Origin of the sequence: Streptomyces sp. NPDC056486, assembly GCF_042795295.1 — a bacterium.
GTDB lineage: Bacteria > Actinomycetota > Actinomycetes > Streptomycetales > Streptomycetaceae > Streptomyces.
The window spans coordinates 265,313-284,353 of the sequence record NZ_JBHTSF010000001.1 but is presented as its reverse complement, the minus strand read 5'-3'; the positions used below and the strand labels follow the sequence as shown (position 1 = coordinate 284,353).

Here is a 19,041-nt window from a genome sequence, read left to right as displayed (position 1 = left end):
AGTGCAGCCTCTCGGCTCAACCGCCCCTCCCGCCCCGCAATAACAGGAATACAAAATCAGCATGACTCGCTATGAAACAGGGCGAAACGCTCAGTAAGGCCCTGTCGGGGAAGCGAAGACGGCCCGCCCCACCGGACCGCACCGCACCACCCGACGCCACTCCGCTCCCCGAGCAGGTACGGGGACGGAGCCAGACACACTGATGGGGCGCACATGCCAGTACCAGACTCCACCTCGCGCGGCTTCTCCCACGAGGCAACCCAGTCCGCCAGCAGGATCGTCGAACTCCTCGACGTGATGTGGGAACACGCCAGAGGATCCGCCACCATCGCCCCCGCATCCACCTCGCAACTACGCCTGATGTACCTCGTCGACCGCGATGAGGAGATCCGCATGCGATCCCTGTGCAAACGGCTCGCCACTTCCCCTCCCTCCGTCACCCGTATGTGCGACCGCCTGCAAGCCATCGGCTTCCTGGAGCGGCGACCGCGCCCCGGCAACGGACGGGAAGTCACTCTGCGGCTGACCCTCGACGGCAAGACACACCTGCGACGCATCCGCGAGCAGCGCGAGAACACGCTGCACCACGCGATCAACGCCCTTCCCCACGCCGATCGGCGCGCTCTGGCCAAGGGACTCTCGGGACTCCACACCCAACTCACCGCCGACGCCGACGCCGACGCTGACGCTGACGCCGACAAGGGCAGCAGACCCGGCTTCGTCCCCGCAGCCTGAACCTCGGCATGTGTGACTCCGGTGTTCAGGATGTCGCCGGAACGGGCTCCTGCTTCTCCTGATCCTCGGCCGCCAGTCGGCGGCGGCGCGTGGCCGGGGCGAAGATGGCCAGCACTAGCGCTCCGACGATCCAGGTTCCGGCGATGAACATGAAGACCGCCTCGTAGCCGACGCCGTTGTAGATGCCGGCGATCATCAGCGGTCCTGCCGCGTTCGAAAGGCGGCCCAGGCCGTAGGCGATGCTGGTGCCGAGCGATCGGCCCCGGGTGTCGAAGAGTTCCGGCGAGTACGCGTAGGCCAGGGCGGTGTAGCCGCGCTCGAAGAGGTTGACCAGGAACCCGAAGACGACGATGAGGACCGGGGTGAACGTCAGTCCGTACAGCAGACCGGACGCGGCGATGATCAGCCCGAAGACCACCAGGCACCATTTGCGCTCGAACCGGTCGGTGACCATCGCCGCGAGGAAGGAGCCGAGCGGTGCGCCGACCGTCGTCAGGGCCACGTAGAAGATCGAGTCCTCCACGCTGACGCCCTCGGCGGCCAGCAGGGTCGGCGCCCAGCTGGAGTAGCCGAAGAAGCCGATGGTCTGGGTGATCCACAGGACCGACAGGAGGATCGTGGGGAACAGGAACTTCCTGTCCTTGAGCATGCCCGGACCGGTCCTGCCGACCGGCCCCTGCGGACGCGGTTCTTGCGCGGCGGGCAGCTCACCGTGCTCGGCTGCCGCGCCCGCCTCGATGCGCTTCAGGACGACGTCGGCCTCCTCGTGGCGGCCGCGGGACTCGAGCCACTGCGGAGACTCCTCGAGTTTCCGCACGAAGAACACGAACAGCACGCCGATCGAGCCCCACAGGTAGACCAGGCGCCAGGACCAGTCGGACATCGGCACCACCGCGGAGGCGATGAGGTTGGTGACAGGGGTGCCGCAGATGCCGATGACGATGGCGTACGCCTGGAACTTGCCGCGCTTGGCTCGCGGGTAGAGCTCGCTGATGTAGACGACGGCGACGACGGTCATCGCGGAAAGACCCGCCGAGGTCAGCACGCGGAAGGCGCCCAGGGACCAGATGTCCCAGGCGAAGACGCACGCGAAGGACCACACGGTGTACCAGAACGTGGTCACGATGAGCGTGCGCCGGCGTCCCAACCGGTCGGCAAGGCCGCCGGCGACCACGGCACCGAAGAACATGCCGACGAAGGACAACGAGGTCACGTAGGCGATGTGGTTGACATCGGCACCCCACTGTTCGCGCACCACCGGGGCCGTGATGGCGAAAGTGTTGATGTCCGCGAACTCGAAGAAGTAGGCGAACGCCACCGCGTAGAGAGTGGTCTTGTGGAATTTCGATATGGGCAACCGGTCGAGCCGGTTGGCCGCGTTGGTGGCGGGGATGTGCTGCACTGCACGCTCCTGGAAGGGGGACGCGGCACCGTTGCGGGGCCGGCGGTTCACGGTCAGCCGGCCTCTTCGGGCCAGTACAGACGCCGGGGGTTGTCGACCAGCAGGGCCTGCTGCCGAGCAGGGGTCGTGGCGGCGTGCGGGATGTGGTCGACGAGCAGACCATCGTCCGGCATGTGGTTCTTGAGGTTGGGGTGGGGCCAGTCGGTGCCCCACAGGGCCCGGTCGGTGAACTCGTCGACGACCTTGCGGGCGAACGGCACGACGTCCCGGTAGGCGTGGCGCTCGCCGTCCAGGGCGGGCGGTCCGGTGACGGTCAGGCGCTCGGGGCAGGAGACCTTGACCCAGACGTCGTTGGTCTCGACAAAGCGCAGGAAGCGGGCGAACTCGGGGCCGTCCGGGCTCCGGGTGACGTCGGGACGGCCCATGTGATCGATGACGAGCGGAACGGGCAGGGAGGCGAAGAACGTCTCCAGGTCGGCCAGGTCCGGAGCCTCGAAGTAGAGGACGACGTGCCATCCCAGGGGTGCGATCCTGCGGGCGATGGTCGCCAGGGCCTCGGTGGGCGGGGCGTCCACCAGGCGTCGGACGAAGTTGAAGCGCACCCCTCGCACTCCCGCGTCGTGCAGGCGCCGCAGTTGCTCGTCGCTGATGTCGGGGCGCACGGTCGCCACCCCCCGGGCCCGGTCACCGGCGCTGTGCAGGGCGTCCACCAGGGCGCTGTTGTCGGCGCCGTGGCAGGTGGCCTGCACGATGACGTTGCGCGCGATGCCGAGGTGGTCGCGGAGGGCGAACAGGTCGTGTTTGGAGGCGTCGACAGGCGTGTATTTGCGTTCGGCCGCGAAGGGAAACTCGGCGCCGGGGCCGAACACGTGGCAGTGGGCGTCCACGGCCCCCGCGGGCAGGGCGAAGGCGGGCTCGGTGGGGCCTCGGTACCAGTCGAGCCAGCCGGGGGTGACGGCGAAGGCCTGGTCAGGGTCAGTCATCGGGAGTGCTCCTCGTGCCGTGCCGTCAGTCGACGTAGGTCAGGCCGTGCTCGGCCAGGCGTCCGCGCATGGCGTACATGTCAAGGCCGAGCTCGCCCGCCTTGAACCGTTCCCGCTTGTCCTCCTCGGCGGCCTCGCGCCTTACGGCCGCCTCGGCCACCGCGGCGGCCCGGGCAGCGGGGACGACGACGACGCCGTCGGTGTCAGCGACGATCACATCACCGGGGTTGACCAGCGCGTTGGCGACGACGACGGGAACGTTGACCGAACCGAGTGTGGCCTTGACGGTTCCCTTGGCGTTGATCGCGCGGGAGAAGACGGGGAAGTCCATCTGCCGCAGCTCGTCGACGTCGCGGCAGCCGCCGTCGATGACCAGACCCTCGGCTCCACGGGCGCGGAGGGAGGTGGCGAGCAGCTCGCCGAAGAAGCCGTCCTCGCTCTCGGTGGTGCAGCCGGCGACGACGACGTCGCCTTCCCGTACCTGCTCGGCGGCCACATGCAGCATCCAGTTGTCGCCGGGCTGCAGCAGTACGGTGACGGCGGTGCCGCAGAGCTTCGCGCCCTCGTAGACGGGCCGGATGTACGGACGCATCAGGCCGAGTCGGCCCATGGCCTCGTGGACCGTGGCGACCCCGAACCGGGAAAGGGCCTCGACCGCCGCGCGGTCGGCGCGTTCTGTGTTGCGGTGGACGACTCCGAGTTCGTGCATGGTGTGGCTCCTTGCGCTGTCGTGGGTGATCGGATCGAGTGCGGACCCCGGCCGCATGGGGCTGGGCCGGGGACGGGGAGGCTCAGCGGCCCTGGGCGGTCAGGCGGGCGTCCAGACGGGGATAGACACGCCTGGCGTTCCGTTCCTCGATCGCGGTCAGTTGTTCGTCGGACAGGCCCGCGTTCTCGACGTAGCGGCGGGTGTCGTCGAAGTGGTGGCCGGTGTGCGGGTCGATGCCGCGGACGGCTCCGATCATCTCGGAGGCGAACAGGATGTTGGAGTGCGGGACCACTTCAAGGAGCAGGTTGATGCCGGGCTGGTGGTAGACGCAGGTGTCGAAGAAGACGTTGCGCATCAGTGACTCCACCGCCTCCGGCTTGCCCAGCGCCTGCGCCAGGCCCCGGAATCGGCCCCAGTGGTACGGCACGGCGCCGCCGCCGTGCGGGACGATCAGGCGCAGCTCGGGGAAATCGGCGAACAGATCCCCGGTCAGCAGCTGCATGAACGCGGTGGTGTCGGCGTTGAGGTAGTGCGCCCCGGTGGTGTGGAAGGCCGGGTTGCAGCTGGTGGAGACGTGCACCATGGCCGGCACGTCCAGCTCGGTGAGCTTTTCCCACACCGGGTACCAGGACCGGTCGGTCAGCGGTGGTGCGGTCCAGTGGCCGCCGGAGGGGTCCGGGTTGATGTTGACGGTGACAGCGCCCAGTTCAAGAACGGCGCGTTCGAGTTCGGGTATGACGGTGGCCGGATCGGTTCCCGGTGACTGCGGCAGCATCGCACCGGGGGCGAATCGCCCGGGGTACAGCTCGGCGACGCGGTGGCACAGGTCGTTGCAGATGCGGGCCCACGCGGAGGAGGTGGCGAAGTCTCCGATGTGGTGGGCCATGAACGAGGCGCGGGGGGAGAAGACGGTGACGTCGACGCCTCGCTCGTCCATGAGACGCAGTTGGTTGGTCTCGATGGACTCGCGGATCTGGTCGTCGCTGATGGCGGGCCCTACGGGGTCGGGCACCTGTGCCCGGTCGGTGAGCGCGGCGGTCTGGGCCTGACGCCACTCCCCCAGCGGGGCCGGCGCCGTCGTGTAGTGGCCGTGGACGTCGATGATCACGCGGTGTTCTCCAGAGCGGTGGGGGCGGGGTCCCAGAGGGAACGGGGTACCAGCAGGTCGCCGGCCATGATGAGGCGGGCGGTGCGAAGGAGCGCGGAGCGCGTGACCCGCCGGGGAACGTCAGGGGCGAGGCCGAGGGTGACGCTGAACTCTCCGGACGGGTGCTCGACGGAGACGGTGGGTTCCGTGCCGGACACATCGGCGGCGACGTCGCGGGCGACGCTGCCTTCAAGTACACAGGCTGTCGCGGCCGTTACAGCGGCGAGCACGCCGATGGACTCATGACACACCCGTGGGATGAGGCTGCGCGTGGCGAGGGTGCCTCCGTGCCGCGGCGGCGCCACCAGCGTCATCTTCGGGTAGTTCTTCTCCGTGACGTCGCCCAGGCCCATGGCTTCGCCGCAGATCAGGCGCAGGGCCTCGACACGGGCCTTGAGCCCGTCGTCGGCGTCTATCTGTGCCGGTGTCTCGTAGCCGGTGACGCCCAGGCGCTCGGCTGCCACGATCACCAGGGGCTGGCCGTTGTCGATCAAAGTGACATCGACGTCGCCGCTTCCAGGGACCTCGACGGTGTCGCGCGTACGCCCGGTGGGCAGCAGGGATCCTGCGACGGATCCTGCCGTGTCCAGAAAGCCGATCTCGATCGGAGCGGCGGTGCCGGGGACACCGTCGATACGGGCCTGCCCCCGGTAGTCGACGTACCGCGCCCCGTCCCTGCCCAGTGGGGTGGCGACGGTGATCTCGGCAACCATGCCGGTGTTGCGGGTGCGCACGCGAGCGGTGGTGCGGTCGGCGCCGGGGACGACCATGCCGGTCTCGACGGCGAACGGCAGCACGGCGGCCAGCATGTTGCCGCAGTTGGAGGAGGTGTCGGCGGTGTCCCCGCCGGGCTGCACCTGGACGAAGGTCCACTCCACGTCGACGCCGGGTTCCGTGCCAGGACCCACGATGCCGACCTTGCTGGTCAACGGATGCCCGCCGCCGATCCCGTCGATCTGGCGCGGGTCGGGTGATCCCATGGCGGCCAGCAGTACGGCGTCACGGAGCCCGGTGTCCTCGGGCAGCGCTCGCACATCGAAGAACGGCCCTCGCGACGTTCCGCCGCGCATGAACAGGCACGGAATCGCGGTCTGGGAGCCGTGAGGGCGCGCCCCGCGGGTCCGGGCCACTGCTTCGGCAGGCATCAGCACTCCTTCGTCGACTGGGGATACGCAGAGGAAGCTAGATCATCAACCAGATTGTTGACAAGATGTTTGAAGAAATTACAAAAGAAGTCCCCCCACGGCACGACCGGAGTCCCCACCGCTCTAGGCTTCACCTGCACAGGCCTGCCGATGAAAGAGGTCGAACGAGTTGACGGACAAGCTGACGGGCGCCGCCGCACGCCAGTACGTGGCCGACGCCATCAGGCATTCCTTGCGCTCCGGGGACCTGGTACCCGGGCAGCGACTTGTGGAGAACGACCTCGCCGAGTCCTACGGAGCGACCCGCAGCGCCGTCCGCGAGGCCCTGCAGGACCTCGCCGCCGAGGAGATCGTCGAGATCGTCCCCCGCCGCGGCGCCCGCATCCGGGCGGTCTCCGTCGACGAGGCCGTCCAGATCACCGAGTGCCGCTCCGCGCTGGAGCAACTGTGCGCCATGAAGGCCGCCACACAGGCGAACGAGGCGCAGCGTGCGGAGCTGCGCCGGATCGGCACGGAGATGCGGCAGGCCGTCGCGGACGGAGCGGTGCACACCTACTCCGCCCTCAACCAGCGCCTGCACGAACTGGTGGTCGAGGCCAGCGGTCAGGAGGTGGCCAGGCGCCAACTCGAACGACTCAACGGACCGATGGTGCGTTTCCAGTTCCGCCTTGCCCTACGTCCCGGCCGTCCCGCCCAGTCCCTGCAGCAGCACCTCGACATCATCGACGGAATCGTCAGCGGTGACGCCACAGCAGCGGCACGGGCTGTTGCCGCGCACTTGGGCGACGTGATCGAACAACTGCGGTCGTCGGCCACCACATCGTCCACACCGGTACCGACCCGCACGTGACCCCCCGGCGGGCGTGTGGGACGGGCGCGCTGGTCAATGAATGGCTGGCCAACGCAGATGACCCGCTCGACCCCGAGGAGCTGGCCGAGCGGGTCCTGCGCTTGTCGATGGTCATCGTGCGGGGCCGCCCCGCAACCGACGCGTCGTAACCGTCAGGACCACGGCACCACAAGGGCACCCCAGGCGACCACGGGGCCTGCGGCGACGATGCCGCAGGTGTAGCCGAGCACCTTGCGGTAGAAGCCGCGCCGTTCCACGCCTCGCGCGTTGCTCAGCACCAACGCCCCGTTGGTGGAGAACGGTGAGACATCGACGATCGTGGTGGAGACCGCGAGAGCGGCGATCAGCCCGGTCGAGCTGAGTTGACTGGACAGCAGCAGTGGAACCGCGATCGGGATGATCGCTGTGAGGATCGCGGTCGAGGATGCGAAAGCCGATGTGACGGCGACCGTGAAACACAGGAGCAGGGCCACGACGAGCGGGGTTCCGAAGTCGGCCGCGTGCTCCGATATCTGCTCGATGATTCCGGCGTGCTCCAGCATCGCGATGTAGGTCATCATGCCGCCGACCAGCAGCAAGGTGTGCCAGCTGATGCCGTCCACGGCTTGCTCCTGGCGCTTCATGTCCAGGAGGGCAAGGAGCGCGCCGGCGGCCAGGGCGAGGACGCCGATCTGCATCTGGAAACCCAGGGCACACACGACCAGGGCGGCGAGGGCGGCCAGAGTTGCCCACTGGTGCCAGGTGGCTCGCTCTGTGTCTGCGTCGTCGCCCGTCGAGGACTGCTCGGGCTGTGCGGTGGGGTCCACCGCCATCGTGCGGCGGCGCAGCGCGGCGAAGGTGAGCAGTGACAGAAGGAGGTTGACGGCGAAGCTGGCGAAGAACAGGGTGGCCGGGGCAACGGACAGCTCGGTGTCGTCAACCATCCCGAGTACCAACGCGCCCGAGACGGCCATGGGGGAGAAAGCCCCGGCATGGGCGCCGCTGATCACCATCATCCCGGTCATGAGCGGGTTGATGTCGTAGCGGAAGGCGAAGTTCATCGCGATGGGCACCAGGATCGCCACGGCAGCGGGAGTGAAGGTGCCCAGCGAGGTCAGTACCCCGGCCAGCAGGAAGAGCACCCACGGGATCAGGGTGGTCCTGCCCCTCACCAGGCGGACTCCGGCGGCGACCAGCAGATCGACCGTCCCGTTGCGGCGGGCCACGGCGAACAGGTAGGTCACGCCGACGATGGTGAGGAAGAGCTCCACGGGGAAGCCCTCGAATATCTGCTCCTCCGTCATGTTCAGCGCGGTCGTACCGACGGCGAACGACGCGACGAAGGCGAGGATGCCGATGTTGATCGGCAGGACAGTGCCGACGACGAACATGACAAGCAGTGCGCCGACGGAGATCAGCTCAGGAGACATCATTGTCCTCTTTGTCCTGCGGGGCGGGGCGAAATGAGGGGGGCAGGGGGCCTGATGGGCCGATGGCGTGCCAGTGAGGGAAGCACGCCGAACACGGTGAAGAACAGTCTTGAAGGACTCCGTGAGCGCCCGGCGGAAGCGGCTTGCTCGCCTGGGCGGCAGATATCAGGCAGCTGCCGGAAGGGCGAGATCGCGTACGAGAATGCGGGCCTGGCACAGGATGCGCGCGGCCCGGGCGACGGTGACCCGTTCGGGTCCGGCGGCGGTGGCACCCGAGGACTCCACAGCCAGGACGCCTGCCGGGGTGCCGATCCGCAGCACGTGGCTGCCGGGCGCAGTGGAAGCCCGGGCCACCACGGTGGCGTCGATGAGGTTGGCGGCCGCCACGGCGACGGCGGACGTGAGGCCGATGGCCGGGTGGGGGGAGTGCATGGACAGCATGCGCACGGAGACGTCGTACTCGTGGGCGGCCACGGACTCGCCCAGGGTGGTGGTGTAGGCGACGGGAGGGCCGACAAGCCCTGCCTTGGGCACCGCGTCGCCGGGCTCGGCGCCAGGTTGCACGAGGCCCATGCGGATGGCAGCGGCGTGCCGCCCCGCGCGCAGCCAGGGCACCTCGGCGCGCATCTGCTCCAGCGTCTCGGCTCCGGTCCGGTCGGCTCCCAGCGCGTCCACGAGGACGACCGGGGCCCCGGCGTCCACCATGCTCACATGCAGCAGCTGCTCGCCGACCGTCAGTTCTTGGACCGGTAGACCGGTCGGCAGAAGGAGGCCCGTCGCTGCCCCTGCGGGATGGCGGAAGGTGAGTCCCACCGGCACACCGCCGGCAAGGGTGCCCGGGACCGTACGGTCGCCGAACTCCTGGACCCGGCCACCCGGTGTGTCCACCTCGGCTTCCAGTACCGCGCCCGTGTTGATGTTGCGCATGACCACCGAGGTGCGGTCCTTCTTGAGCGGCACCAGGCCCTCGGCCACTGCGTAGAGGGCGATGGCCGTCGCGCAGTTGCCGCAGTTGCTGCCCCACTCGACCGTGCCGGTGCCGATGCCGACCTGGGCGAAGAGGTAGTCGATGTCGACGCCCTCGCAGGCACTCGCTCCCACAACGGCCGCTTTGGACGTAGTGGGCGTAGCGCCACCGATGCCGTCGAGCTGAACGGGGTCTGCCCCGCCGTAGGCGTCGACCAGGATGCGTTCGATCCGGTCACGGTCGGTGGGCATGTGGACCTGAGGGAAGAGCCAGCACTTGCTGGTCCCACCTCTTACCAGGGTTGCGGGAACGTGCATGTCAGAGCGTCTTTCTCTCAGCGCGTCAGGTGTGGGGCCGCTGCGTTGCGCAGACTCTCGCAGAGCGTCTGGCTTGAGCACAATGTCTCTTTTCTTGAGTAGGGTTTAGCTGAGCTAAAGTCACTGCATGCTCAATGTTCGCCGACTGTTGCTCCTTGCTGAGGTTGCCGAGCGCGGCTCGCTGACCGCGGCCGCCGAGGCGCTGTCCATGACCACCTCAGCGGCCTCCCAGCAGATGACCCTGTTCGAGCGCGAGGCCGGACAACCGCTGATCGAGCGGCTGCCACGCGGCGTGCGCGCCACCGCGGCGGGCGCTGCGCTGGCCGAGCGAGGCCGTGCCATTCGCCGTGAAATGCAGGCGGCGGAAGCCGACTTGGAGGCTTTCGGTCATCTGGATCGGGGTGTAGTGACCCTCGGCTCCTTCCCGACCGCCAGCGCCTCCCTCCTCCCGCTGGCCCTGACCCGCTTCCGCCGAGCCCACCCGCAGGTGCGCACGGTCGTGCGTGCGGGGGTTCTCGCGCAGCTGCGGGAGATGCTGCACATCGGCGAGGTGGAGATGTCACTGCTGTGGGACTACGACTGGAACCGTGTCGACGACGACCAGTTGATCCTCACTCCGCTTCTTGAGGACCCGACGGTCCTGGTCGTGCCGGCCGGTTCCCCGCTGGTCGCCTCCGATCGCGTACGACTGTCCGACCTGGCGGACCAGGAGTGGATCATCCGCGCGGAAAATCATCCGGTCGCCGACGTGCTGCGCCGGGCCTGCGGTCAAGCGGGCTTCGAACCGCGTATCGCCTACGCCTCCCACGACTACCAGGAAGCGCAGGCCATGGTTGCCGCCGGGCTCGGCCTGGCCCTGGCCCCCCGCCTGGCCCTGACCAACCGACGCAGCGACGTACGCCTGCTTCCCCTGTCACCCGATGCCCATGCCCATGCCCATGCCCATTCGCCCCAGGAGCAGGCGGCCGGTGACGTCCCTCCGGTCCGCCGCATTCTGCTGGCCAGGCCGGCCCAGCGCGCTGGCACCCCAGCGGCCCAGGCGATGGCCCGCGTGCTGCACACCGTTGCCCACGGCTTCACCGATCCCGGCCTGGACCGCTCTCAGTTGGGCGCGGTGCGAACGAGGTGACCAACAGGTGATCGGAGCTCCGCCATCCTGAACTCCGCGAGTCACAGCGGCCGGTGTGGATTTTCAGCGGGAAGGACGGGCCGGGGCGAGTTCCGTGATGGCGAGTTCGACGCGTACCGATCTCGGAGCGAAACAAGGGGTGTATGGATCAGCGTCAAGAACGCAAGTGTCACCGATGTCATTCTTGTTGAAGGTGCCGGTTCGTGGCATCTACAGTAATGGGCGGGCCACCGGCACAAGTGGTCTCGGCGGACTGCAGTCTTCGCCCGTCGCCGGAGAGACGTCGGTGGAGGAGCGTGACCAGAACTGGACGGCCGACAGATCCTGCCTGCTGGCGAACCGTGGATAGACTGCCCGATGTGACACCCGGTGTAACCGCACGGTGCGGATGTCGTAGCAGTCGCAGTCTCTCCCCTTGAAAGGCCCGCCAGGATTCATGACCACCATGCGAGATGTCGCCGCCCGCGCCAGAGTCAGCGCGAAGACGGTGTCGCGTGTGTTCAACGACGACGTACACGTCCTGCCTGAAACACGGGCCCGGGTCGAGGCAGCACTGAGTGAGCTCAACTACGTGCCGAACTCGGTTGCGACCACCTTCCGCAAGGGGCGCGCTCCAGTGGTCGGGGTAGTGGTGCCTGACCTGCTCGACCCGTTTTTCGCCGCCGTCGCCGAGTCGGTGAACCGAGTGGCGATCGAGAACGGCATGTCCACTGTCGTGACCAGTGTGGACAACGCACAGCGCGAGCGCGAGGTCGTCGACCGCCTGCTGGGACAATCATTGAGCGGGCTGGTCATCGCGCCGGTAGCCACCGACAACTCCTACCTCGATCGCTGGTGTGACCGTCTGCCGGTGGTGTTCGTCGACCGCGGGCCGACAGGAGTGAGAGCCGACTCCTTCCTGGAAGACGACGAGGGTGGCACCCGCTTGGCCGTGGAGTACCTGATCGATCACGGCCACACCAGGATCGCGTTCATCGGTGATGTCCCGGATCTGCCGACCAGCCGTAACCGCCTGCTCGGCTACCGCGGGGTGCTGGACGAGCGCGGTCTGCCGCAGCCTGAGGCCTATGTCGTGTTCGGCGCCCTGGATCGGGAGAGCTCGAGCGACATCATTGCCGGGCTCGCGGCGCTCGATGAGCCGCCGACAGCGATCGTCTCCTCGAACGCGCGCAGCAGTATGGCGCTGGTCCCTGCCCTGCGGGATCAGCGGTTTGCCGTCGTCGGATTCGGTGATTTCCCGATGGCGGACATGATCACGCCGGCGATGACCGTGATCGACCAGAATCCGGAACTGCTCGGCGAGCATGCCGCGCACCGGGTGTTCGACAGGCTCGCCCACCCCAAGCGCCGGTTCCGCCGTCGGACAGTGCTGCCGGTACGGCTGGTCGAGCGCGGCTCCTGCCCACTCCCACTGCCTGACTGACCAGTACGGCCGGGACGACGCAAGCCGCAGGCGTAGAGGCGTAGTCGGCACATGGGGTGTGGTTTGTAGTGCGTTCGGGCCAGTGGCGGCCCACAGCCTGGTCCGGCAGCACCGGCCAACTGCGCCTCGTCCGTGCGCCTCGTCCGTGTGCCTCGCCAGGGGACTGCGACCGGGCTCGGCTCAGCTCCCCACTGCCGTCGGCTGATCGGCTGCAGAGATTCGCAGCCCGGTACGGGTGAGGTCGACCCGCAGCCGGTCCAGGCCGTCCACGATGAGGCCGACGTCTGTCAGAGCACCCGGTTCGACGGTGCCAAGCATGCCGATGACCTCGCAGCCTGCGGCCCGGGCTGCCGCGATTCCAGCCGGAGCGTCCTCCACGACCAGGCATCGGGCGGGGTCGACGCCGAGCCGCGCCGCCGCCAGGAGATAGGGCTCCGGATCGGGCTTGCCGCAGCGCACATCGTCAGCGGTGATCAGGACCGATGGGGCGGTGATTCCCACTGCGGCCAGCCGGGCGGCGGCTATGCGGCGAGTACCGGATGTGACGATGGCGCGGCGCTCGTCGGGCAGGCCGGTGATCAGTTCCCTTGCCCCGGGGGCCGGCTCCACCCGTGAGGCGTCGGCGACTTCGATGGCCTCGATCCGGCGCAGCGCGTCATCGACCCGGTCAGCCGGGAGCAGTTGCTCCACGAGCGGCCGCGCCGGGCGGCCGTGGTTGCCCTCCACCACGGCTGCGGAAAATTCCCTCTCTTTGGCGAACTGGTCCCAGCATCGCAACACCGACGCCGTCGAGTCGGCCAGGACACCGTCCAGGTCGAAGAGCACTGCGTCGAAGGAGCGGGTGAACACCGGGGAGTTGAGGTCGAGCGGAGTTCGCCTGCCAAGGGTGCGCAGCACTCGGAACTGCTGCTGTCCGGGCGCGAGTTCGGCGTCGATCGCGAGGTGCGGCACTACGGGCGCGGCGGCCGGTGCGGCATCGGTGCGGTGCGCGTCGCGGGATTCGGAGCGGCCTGCCCGGCGTCGCGCGAACAGCTCCGGGGAGCCGCGCAGGTGGATCATGTGCGGCTTGGCCGGAGCAAGGGCGTCGAGCAGGTCCGTCCACTCGGCGGTCCCGGTGAGCTCGGCCGTGAACGGGGCGACGAGCACTGCGCCGCCGGCCGTTGCGACGACCTCGGCCGCGGTGGCGCGCAGCGCCGCGTAACGGGCGGCGCGGATGGTGGCGCCGTGCGGCGGGGCCAGCCAGTGGTCGTCGAGGACCGTGCCGTGCAGCCGATCGAGCAGGGACACGGTCAGTGTGTCGAGGTCGAGCAACGGCAGCCGGAGCTTCTCCGCCAGGGCCCGGCCGAGGGTGGTCTTGCCGCTTCCGGCGACACCGGAAACAGCGATCACGAGCGGCGGATCCTCTTGACAATGCGTCGTCATGCTGCCGATGCTAACGGCTCAAGTCACCGGTGTCACGGTCCTCCATGTCACCGAAGTCATCGCTAATGATCCGAGAGGAGGCGGGCCCATGGGCGGCCGGCTCGCGGCGGGTATCGACCTGGGCAGCACGGGAATCAAGCTGCTGGTTCTCGACGAGGACGGGACCGAGGTCGCACTCGCGGAACTCCCGACGCCGTGGCGGTCCGGACCCGGCGGGACGACCGATCTCCCGGTGGAGTGGCTGGTCGATGCGGTGCACCGGCTGGTGGCCGACGCCACGGCCCGGACGGCCGCGGTCACCGACCGGCCGATCGAAGCGGTCGCGGTGTCCGGCATGGGCGAGAGCGGTGTGCTGCTCGACCCGGACGGTGCCGTGGTCGCCCCGGCCTTCGCCTGGTTCGACCCGCGCGGCGCGGAACAGGTCACCGGCTTCTCCGCGGAGATCCGCGAGACATTCGCCGGACGGACCGGCCTGCCGCTCGGCGCGCAGGTGTCGGCGGCCAAGCTTGCCTTCCTGCGCGACGGCGGGGTGCGCCTGGCCGGGCACCGCTGGCTCAACCTGCCGGAGTTCGTCGCCACCGTGCTCGGCGGGCGGCAGACCGCCGAACTCTCGCTGACCTCGCGGACCGGGCTGCTCGATCAGGACACCGGCGAGGCGTGGGACGCGATGCTCGACGAACTCGGCGCGGACCGGGACCTGCTGGCGCCGTTGGAGCCGGCGGGCGCCGACCTCGGCACGGTCCGTGATTCGTTCGGCGACCGGATCGCCGGCGCCCGGATCACCGTCGCCGGGCACGACCACCTGGTCGCGGCCGAGGCCGGCGGGCCGCTCGCCGCAAACCACTACCACGTCTCCATGGGCACAGCCGAGGTCCTGCTGCGGGTGATGGACGCCCCGCTCGGCTACGCCGCGCGGACCCGGTTGGCCGAGCATCTGGTCAACGAGGTACGCCACGTGGTGCCCGGCAAGCACGTACTTGTCGCCGGGGTCAAGACCGGCCTGCTGCTGCGGCGGGCCCTGCAGACCTGCGGGATCACCGACCGGTCCGGCCGCAACCGGCTCGATACCGCTGTGCTGGAACTGCCCCTGGAGGGAGCCCTGCCCGAGGGTGGTCTTACGGTCTCCGGCGCCCGCAACGACGACGGCGTGCTCGCCGTCACCGTACAGACCGACGGCATCGGTCCTGCCGAGCTGTTCGGCGCGGTCCTGCGCCACAGCAACGACGAGGTCGAGCGGCTGATTGCCGCGATCGACCAGGAACTCCCCCGCGCCGGCTCGGCCACTCTCACGGGCGGCTGGGCCGGCATGGGCAGCGTCCGCCGGGCCAGGGCGGCGGTCCTGCCCCACCTGACGGTCTCCGAGCGCGCCCAGGAGACCGCCTTCGGGGCCGCCCGGGCCGCGGCCCGCCTGCTTACCGCACCGATCCGCCCACTGCCCGCACCGATCCACCCGCTTCCCGCGTCGGCCCGCTGAGCCCGACGAACACCGATCCAGTCCGATCCAGTCCGATCCGGTCCGATCCAGTAGCCAGGAGCAACCCTGTGAACACCCTGACCACACCCGAGCGCCGCGGCCTGTCCGCGATCTCCACCCCGGGCGGCCGCATGTTGATCGTTGCCGCAGATCAGCGCAACTCGATGAAGGCCGTCATGGCCGACGCGCCGGGCGGCCCTGACGGCATCAGCCGGGCCGAACTCGCCGACGCCAAGGCCGACCTGGTCCGATACCTCGCCAACCATGCCCAGGCGATCCTGCTCGACCCGGAGGTCGCACTGCCCGACATCATCGACGACGGTGTGCTGGATCGCGACACCGCACTCGTCGTGGGGATGGACGCCTCCGGCTACGAGACCGTCGACGGCCTGCGCTACACCCGCTTCGTCCCGGGTATGACCGCGCGCCGGGTCCGGGACCTGGGCGGCGATGTCGCCAAGATGTTGTTCTACACCCGCCCCGACAAGCAGGGGGCTGACTCCGAGGTCGCGCGGCAGATCCGCGATGTCGTGCGGGAGTGCTCGGAGGAGGGGGTCCTGCTCATTGTCGAGCTGCTGACCTACCGGCTCGACGACGAATCCGAGGAGGACTACGCGGCCGCATTCCCCGCGCTGGTCACGGACGGGGCCAAGCTTGCCGTCGAGTGCGGGGCGAAGGTCCTCAAGCTGCAGTACCCGGGCTCGGCCGAGGCCTGTGCGGCGGTGACCGAGGCCGCTGCCGGTGTCCCGTGGGCAGTGCTGTCGGCCGGGGTCGACCATGAAACTTTCGTGGGACAGGTGGCCACGGCCGTCGCCAACGGGGCGAGCGGCGCGATGGCAGGCCGCTCACTGTGGAAGGACAGCCTCTCGATCACCACCGGCGCCCGGGAGAAGCTCCTGACCGCCCGCGCGCTTCCGCGGCTGCGGGAGCTCAAGGCTGTCCTCGACGGCTGATCCCCATCGGGTGTGCGAGCGGACCGGCACCGCACGATCCGGGCCGCTCGCACCTCACGTTCACGTCGCCGGTGCCATCGGCCGAAGCCGACACCGTAGACATTCCTCAGACATTCCTCGTGCTCCCGCTCCTGCTTCTGACCGGCCCACTCCTCAACGTGGAGGAATCCCGTGCGTGCCCTGAAAGTCCCCTCAAGCTCCCCACGCCGGGCCGAAGTGCCGGACGGCCGTCCGACCGCGGTCGGCCCCACCCTCGTCGCTGCCCTCGGCGGCCTGCTCTTCGGCTACGACACCGGCATCATCTCCGCCGCGCTGCTCTACATCGGTCCGCAGTTCGACCTCGGCGACCAGGCGCAGCAGATCGTCGTCGCCTCCCTGCTGGTCGGCGCGATCATCGGAGTCGCCGTGGGCGGCAGCCTCATGGACCGCGTAGGCCGCAAACGAACACTGATCGGCACCGCCGTCGTCTTCATCGTCGGCGCCGCCGTCTCGGCCGTCTCCGTCTCAGTGGTCGAACTGGTCGTCGCCCGCGTGGTGCTTGGCCTGGCCATCGGCTGTTCCTCGGTCGCCGTGCCCGCCTACATCGCCGAGATCGCCCCCGCCCGGCTGCGTGGACGGCTGGTCTCCGTCAACCAGTTGATGATCAGTACCGGCATCCTCAGCTCGTACCTCGTCGGCTACCTGCTCTCCGACTCCGGCGCCTGGCGCTGGATGCTCGCCATCGCCACCGTGCCTGCCATCGGCATGCTCATCGGCCTTGTCCGGCTGGGGGAAAGCCCGCGCTGGCTGCTCACCCGGGGACGGACGGACGAGGCGCGCCGCGTCCTCGCCCGGCAGCACACACCGGAGGAGGTCGACAGAGAACTGGCGGACATCGCCGAATCGATGGCCGAGGAACGGCAGTTCTCCTACCGGGACGTCCTCGGTAAACGATTCCGCCCGGGCATCATCCTCGGTGTCGGTGTGGCGGCGACCAACCAGTTGGTCGGCGTGAACGCGGTCACCTACTACACACCCACCCTCCTGACCCGGGCCGGCTTCGGTGACTCCGCCGCCATCCTGTCCTCTGTCGGCATCGGCGTCGCCAACGTCGCCTTCACCTTCCTCGGCTATCTGCTGGTCGACCGGGTCGGCCGACGCCCTCTGCTGCTGACCGGGACGGGCATCACCGTCGCCGCCCTGGTCGCCATCGGCAGCCTGTACGCCGCGACCGACCTCACCGGCATCAACCAGGTGCTGCTCGTGCTGGCGCTGATGGCCTACGAAGCCGCCTTCTCCGCCAGCCTGGGCATCTCGATGTGGCTGGTCAACAGCGAGATCTTCCCCACCGCGGTACGAGGTAAGGCCGGCTCCTTCGGCCTTGCCACACACTGGGTGCTCAATCTGCTGATCTCGCTGACCGTACTGACGACCATCCAGGCCATCACCCCCAGCGGCCTGTTCTTCACCTACGCCGTCCTCGGCGCCCTCGGGTTCGTCTTCCTCGCCCGCCGTATGCCCGAGACCCGCGGCAAGCGGCTGGAAGAGATCGAGGCCGAACTCCAGCGCCCAACGGCCCGGGTCTAGCTGGGCCTTCACATGGCCCCGGCGTGCCGAGCTGGAGCAGCTGCCGGCAGATGCCGGGCCGGTGGTTCCCGAGGTGAGCCGAAGCGGGACCCGCAAGACGGCCCCTGGGACGACCGGATACATTACGCGCGTCGCCAGTCCGGCTACTTGAGGAGGGGAAGCGTGACCGACACCAGCGAAGCACGATCCGCGGACGATTCAGCGCATGCGACCCAGCAGAGCCGACTGCGCCGCCTGATGCGCTACATCCCCTTGATCGCCCCCGTCCTGCTGTGGACCGTGCCTTGCTGGGTGCTGCTGTACGCGGGTCAGCACTGGCCGCTCCCCGTGGCGCTTGGCGGCACCGCCCTGTTCGTCCTCGGTCTGATCGGCATGCCGCTCGCGATGACGCGTGGCCACGGTCGGCGGCAGCAGGACTGGGCGGCGATCGTCGGGGACACCCTCCTTGGGGCCGGCTGGGTGCTGTTCACCTGGTCCGTCCTGCTCGGCGTCCTGCTGCGGCTCGCGCTGACCGTGGCCGACGTCGGCGACGGCCAGGACCGGGCCCGGATCGTCACCTGGGCGGTCCTCGGCACAGCCGCCGTGCTGCTCGCCTGGGGATACGCCGAGGCCCGCCGGGTGCCACGGGTACGCCGCCTCGACGTGCAACTCCCGCGCCTGGGAGCCGGATTGGACGGCACCCGCGTCGTCCTCATCACCGACACCCACTACGGCCCGCTCGACCGCGCCCGCTGGTCGGCCCGGGTCTGCGAGACGGTCAACACCCTGGAGGCCGATCTGGTCTGCCACACCGGCGACATCGCGGACGGCACGGCCGAACGCCGCCGCGCCCAGGCCGCCCCACTCGCCACCGTGCGAGCCACCCGGGCCCGGGTCTACGTCACCGGCAACCACGAGTACTACAGCGAGGCACAGGGCTGGGTCGACCTGATGGACGAGCTGGGCTGGGAGCCGCTGCGCAACCGCCATCTGCTGCTCGAACGCGGCGGCGACACCCTCGTGGTCGCCGGCGTGGATGACGTCACCGCCGAGTCCTCGGGCCTGGCCGGCCACCGCGCCCACCTCGCCGGAGCCCTCGACGGCGCCGACCCCGACCTACCCGTCCTGCTCCTCGCCCACCAGCCCAAGTTCGTCGACCGGGCAGCAGCCGACGGCATCGATCTCCAGCTCTCCGGCCACACCCACGGCGGCCAGATCTGGCCCTTCCACCACCTCGTTCGCATCGACCAGCCCGCCCTCGCCGGCCTCAGCCGCCACGGCACCCGCACCCTCCTCTACACCAGCCGCGGCACCGGCTTCTGGGGCCCGCCCTTCCGCGTCTTCGCCCCCAGCGAGATCACCCTCCTCGTACTCCGCTCCCCGCAGCTACCCCCCACGCCATGACACGGAGCGGGCCGACGATCCCGCACG

At 69.3% G+C, this 19,041-nt stretch carries 17 protein-coding genes; 9 read left to right on the top strand and 8 right to left on the bottom strand.

Annotation, left to right across the window (positions count from 1 at the left end; genetic code table 11):
• The first annotated feature begins 213 nt into the window (after positions 1 to 213).
• Entirely contained in the window at positions 214 to 735 is a 522-nt protein-coding gene (locus tag ACFQ7F_RS01225; protein WP_383264208.1) for a MarR family winged helix-turn-helix transcriptional regulator, read from the top strand.
• A 25-nt stretch (positions 736 to 760) separates the two neighbouring features.
• On the opposite strand, the gene ACFQ7F_RS01220 is transcribed toward ACFQ7F_RS01225, so the two are convergent.
• The 5 genes from ACFQ7F_RS01220 to ACFQ7F_RS01200 all read right to left on the bottom strand — a co-directional run bounded on the left by ACFQ7F_RS01220 (position 761) and on the right by ACFQ7F_RS01200 (position 6,121).
• Entirely contained in the window at positions 761 to 2,137 is a 1,377-nt protein-coding gene (locus ACFQ7F_RS01220; protein ID WP_383264205.1) for an MFS transporter, read from the bottom strand.
• A 53-nt stretch (positions 2,138 to 2,190) separates the two neighbouring features.
• Positions 2,191 to 3,120, bottom strand: a complete 930-nt coding sequence (locus tag ACFQ7F_RS01215) for an amidohydrolase family protein (protein WP_383264202.1) — start codon at positions 3,118 to 3,120, stop codon at positions 2,191 to 2,193.
• Between the two features lie 25 nt (positions 3,121 to 3,145).
• Positions 3,146 to 3,829, bottom strand: a complete 684-nt coding sequence (gene ligK, locus ACFQ7F_RS01210) for a 4-carboxy-4-hydroxy-2-oxoadipate aldolase/oxaloacetate decarboxylase (protein ID WP_383264199.1) — start codon at positions 3,827 to 3,829, stop codon at positions 3,146 to 3,148.
• Positions 3,830 to 3,911: 82 nt separating this feature from the next.
• Positions 3,912 to 4,937 carry an amidohydrolase family protein gene (locus ACFQ7F_RS01205; RefSeq protein ID WP_383264196.1) on the bottom strand — a complete coding sequence of 342 codons (1,026 nt, stop codon included), beginning with the start codon at positions 4,935 to 4,937 and terminating at the stop codon, positions 3,912 to 3,914.
• Positions 4,934 to 6,121: a 4-oxalomesaconate tautomerase gene (locus tag ACFQ7F_RS01200; protein ID WP_383264193.1), complete on the bottom strand. Its 1,188-nt coding sequence runs from the start codon at positions 6,119 to 6,121 to the stop codon at positions 4,934 to 4,936. Before ACFQ7F_RS01200 ends, ACFQ7F_RS01205 begins: the two co-directional genes overlap by 4 nt.
• A gap of 169 nt (positions 6,122 to 6,290) precedes the next feature.
• On the opposite strand from ACFQ7F_RS01200, the gene ACFQ7F_RS01195 reads away from it, so the two are divergent.
• Both ACFQ7F_RS01195 and ACFQ7F_RS01190 read left to right on the top strand, forming a co-directional pair.
• Positions 6,291 to 6,971 (top strand): GntR family transcriptional regulator, encoded by a 681-nt coding sequence (locus ACFQ7F_RS01195; RefSeq protein WP_383264190.1) that lies wholly within the window; start codon positions 6,291 to 6,293, stop codon positions 6,969 to 6,971.
• Entirely contained in the window at positions 6,968 to 7,120 is a 153-nt protein-coding gene (locus tag ACFQ7F_RS01190; RefSeq protein WP_383264187.1) for a hypothetical protein, read from the top strand. Before ACFQ7F_RS01195 ends, ACFQ7F_RS01190 begins: the two co-directional genes overlap by 4 nt.
• Positions 7,121 to 7,123: 3 nt before the next feature.
• Here ACFQ7F_RS01190 and ACFQ7F_RS01185 read toward each other — a convergent pair whose 3' ends face one another.
• Both ACFQ7F_RS01185 and ACFQ7F_RS01180 read right to left on the bottom strand, forming a co-directional pair.
• On the bottom strand, positions 7,124 to 8,380 hold the full coding sequence (locus tag ACFQ7F_RS01185; RefSeq protein ID WP_383264232.1) for an SLC13 family permease: 1,257 nt from the start codon (positions 8,378 to 8,380) through the stop codon (positions 7,124 to 7,126).
• A 165-nt stretch (positions 8,381 to 8,545) separates the two neighbouring features.
• Positions 8,546 to 9,664, bottom strand: a complete 1,119-nt coding sequence (locus ACFQ7F_RS01180) for a PrpF domain-containing protein (protein ID WP_383264184.1) — start codon at positions 9,662 to 9,664, stop codon at positions 8,546 to 8,548.
• Between the two features lie 127 nt (positions 9,665 to 9,791).
• Between ACFQ7F_RS01180 and ACFQ7F_RS01175 the strand changes: the two genes are divergently transcribed.
• Positions 9,792 to 10,793 (top strand): LysR family transcriptional regulator, encoded by a 1,002-nt coding sequence (locus ACFQ7F_RS01175; protein ID WP_383264180.1) that lies wholly within the window; start codon positions 9,792 to 9,794, stop codon positions 10,791 to 10,793.
• Positions 10,794 to 11,229: 436 nt separating this feature from the next.
• Positions 11,230 to 12,216, top strand: coding sequence for a LacI family DNA-binding transcriptional regulator (locus tag ACFQ7F_RS01170; RefSeq protein ID WP_383264177.1), 987 nt, complete (start codon positions 11,230 to 11,232; stop codon positions 12,214 to 12,216).
• Positions 12,217 to 12,396: 180 nt separating this feature from the next.
• Here the strand turns inward: ACFQ7F_RS01170 and ACFQ7F_RS01165 are convergent, their stop codons facing one another.
• Positions 12,397 to 13,638: an HAD-IA family hydrolase gene (locus ACFQ7F_RS01165; protein ID WP_383264174.1), complete on the bottom strand. Its 1,242-nt coding sequence runs from the start codon at positions 13,636 to 13,638 to the stop codon at positions 12,397 to 12,399.
• Positions 13,639 to 13,726: 88 nt separating this feature from the next.
• On the opposite strand from ACFQ7F_RS01165, the gene ACFQ7F_RS01160 reads away from it, so the two are divergent.
• The 4 genes from ACFQ7F_RS01160 to ACFQ7F_RS01145 all read left to right on the top strand — a co-directional run bounded on the left by ACFQ7F_RS01160 (position 13,727) and on the right by ACFQ7F_RS01145 (position 19,014).
• On the top strand, positions 13,727 to 15,112 hold the full coding sequence (locus ACFQ7F_RS01160; protein ID WP_383264172.1) for an L-fuculokinase: 1,386 nt from the start codon (positions 13,727 to 13,729) through the stop codon (positions 15,110 to 15,112).
• A gap of 68 nt (positions 15,113 to 15,180) precedes the next feature.
• Positions 15,181 to 16,065 carry a hypothetical protein gene (locus ACFQ7F_RS01155; RefSeq protein WP_383264170.1) on the top strand — a complete coding sequence of 295 codons (885 nt, stop codon included), beginning with the start codon at positions 15,181 to 15,183 and terminating at the stop codon, positions 16,063 to 16,065.
• 171 nt (positions 16,066 to 16,236) lie between these two features.
• Positions 16,237 to 17,631: a sugar porter family MFS transporter gene (locus tag ACFQ7F_RS01150; protein ID WP_383264167.1), complete on the top strand. Its 1,395-nt coding sequence runs from the start codon at positions 16,237 to 16,239 to the stop codon at positions 17,629 to 17,631.
• A 162-nt stretch (positions 17,632 to 17,793) separates the two neighbouring features.
• Entirely contained in the window at positions 17,794 to 19,014 is a 1,221-nt protein-coding gene (locus ACFQ7F_RS01145; RefSeq protein WP_383264165.1) for a metallophosphoesterase, read from the top strand.
• Positions 19,015 to 19,041 lie beyond the last annotated feature (27 nt).